This window comes from Hassallia byssoidea VB512170 (assembly GCF_000817785.2).
Lineage (GTDB): Bacteria > Cyanobacteriota > Cyanobacteriia > Cyanobacteriales > Nostocaceae > Hassallia > Hassallia carrinoi.
The window spans coordinates 1-2,058 of record NZ_JTCM02000186.1 but is presented as its reverse complement, the minus strand read 5'-3'; the positions used below and the strand labels follow the sequence as shown (position 1 = coordinate 2,058).

Here is a 2,058-nt window from a genome sequence, read left to right as displayed (position 1 = left end):
GGTTGGCATTACCCAGCAACCGTTGAGCGATCGCAGAAGGACTATCGCCGGCTTTGACTTGGTAGCGTCCATTACTAGGAGTTGGAGTTGGAGTTGGGGTTGGAGTTGGAGTTGGGGTTGGGGTACTGCCACCAGCCAGCACTCTGTAATAGCGTTCAGCAATTGTAGCAATATTACTGGCTTTATCAATGCCATTTACGATGCGTCGTGCATTGTAAAAATCTCGGTTTGAGCCATTAATGTAACGACTTAGCCCTACACCAGTAAAAGAGCCATCGCGCATACCCTGGACTATGATCTTAGCGGCAGTTGCTGGTTCAGATGCTTTTGATGGTTGACCCACTAGATCGATGCCAAGCTTCTTAGACCAGTTGGTATAATTATTCCGACCAGTGATCTGGACATAACCGCGTCCCTTGAAACGCCGACCATCTCCTGGTTGATTATTGCCTAAATCTGGTCGCCATTCATAGTCATCACCAGGGGCAAGTTCTTCCATCCATTGCCCACAATGCGATTCATGTTCGGAAGTAGCCAGAATATAGGCGATCTGCCCTAAATCAGTAACTCCAGCCGCTTTGCACTCATCTAAAATTAGGGGAATCGAGTTTTGTGCATACGAACGTAAGCTAGCTGGGACAGAAGCAACAAGGCTATCTATGTTAAATCCAGGTTTGGGAGTAGATGGCGGGGGAGACGTAACAGAAGCGCGGTAAGCTGTTGCTTTACTACCATTCCAAAGGATGTAGCCATTTTCAAAATACTGAATGATAACCCCGTTGCCTTGCCCAATTTCTGCACTCTTCGGCGCACCTAGCCAACCATTCAAACCACCTGTATTTAAGTAAGTCTGACGAATACCCCCGAAAATGGGGAATGTTCCATACTGACTACTAACAATCGAGCCACGTTCAAATAACTGATAGGTTACACCATTGCCATAGTTAGTCACTCCTGAAATGGGGTTGCCCAATGTTCCTCGATAATTCTGGAAAACTGGGTAAAAGTTACCGCTGACGGTGTAACCGTTGATGGTTGTTGAGGTGGGTGCTGGCTGATTATTCATCTCTGTGCGAGTCGGACCATCACCGTAAACTATCCGACCATTTTCAAAGTTTTGAACAATTACCCCATTACCAACACCAATTTCCCCACTGGTTGGGAAGCCTAACCGCCCATTCTGCCGCTGCTGCCACAATCAGGACATGATTTTGCCGCGCATATTCTAATGCTTCCCGTTCCTGGGGTGTGAACTCATAGCGGGTGGTAATAGTACCGTCAGGGTTCTGCTGAGTTAAGTCAAGACTGAGGTTAACTAACCCATTCGGTTGTCCAGATGTCTTAAATTCATCTACAAATTCTCGTAATGATTCTGCCCACTTACCCGAACCAATAGCACGTCCTACCCAAACTTGTGCTTGGTCGTTAATCCCATCAATACCAATGTCATTATTGTTAGTTGCAGCAATGATGCCTAAGTCAAAAGTGCCGTGTTCGTTACCTTCACCATCTGCCAATAAAGGGTTATTGTCATTATCAACGCGATCGCGCCCTAATTTCACCCGACTGTAATCAATGGGAGTATTTGCCGCGGACTATGCCAAAGCGTTAAGGATGTGATTTTTGATGAAGACCGTTCGACAATACGCGTTTTTCAAGCGGACTGCAAACCGTTCAGTTATGAAGCGCGATCGCCTGTTGTGGTGTTACGTCGCAATGGTTATTCTTCCATCACTTCTGCCGGCAACGATTGATCGCAAATGATATTGACAAACTCCTCCTCATCTCCACGGCAGTTGCTCCACGCAGGTCCGACACCATCGCTTTTAGCGTCGAGAAGACCCTTACGGGTTCGGCAGTTACTCTACTTGGGGAGCCACTGCGCCCTTACGGGTTTCCCGGCTTGAAGCATGTGGCGTGAGACCCCAAGACCGTACTGCCTCACCGCACTGCCTCCGCATCTCCCCTTGGGCGCTCCCCTGGACAAAAATGGCACTCATAGTTCGTTTACTAGATCCTCAACACCCCACGACATTTTACAGATGTTGGCTGTCAATG

At 47.8% G+C, this 2,058-nt stretch carries 2 protein-coding genes and 1 pseudogene; 1 reads left to right on the top strand and 2 read right to left on the bottom strand.

Annotated elements, in window-relative coordinates:
- Positions 1 to 1,198: pseudogene (locus tag PI95_RS34170) on the bottom strand (hypothetical protein); the annotation flags it as partial.
- The gene (locus PI95_RS34165) at positions 1,134 to 1,562 is read right to left on the bottom strand and encodes a S8 family serine peptidase (RefSeq protein ID WP_039737703.1); all 429 of its coding nucleotides are present in this window, start codon (positions 1,560 to 1,562) and stop codon (positions 1,134 to 1,136) included. The gene PI95_RS34165 and the pseudogene PI95_RS34170, both read right to left, overlap by 65 nt.
- Positions 1,563 to 1,616: 54 nt before the next feature.
- Between PI95_RS34165 and PI95_RS34160 the strand changes: the two genes are divergently transcribed.
- Positions 1,617 to 1,754: a hypothetical protein gene (locus PI95_RS34160; RefSeq protein ID WP_163519453.1), complete on the top strand. Its 138-nt coding sequence runs from the start codon at positions 1,617 to 1,619 to the stop codon at positions 1,752 to 1,754.
- Positions 1,755 to 2,058 lie beyond the last annotated feature (304 nt).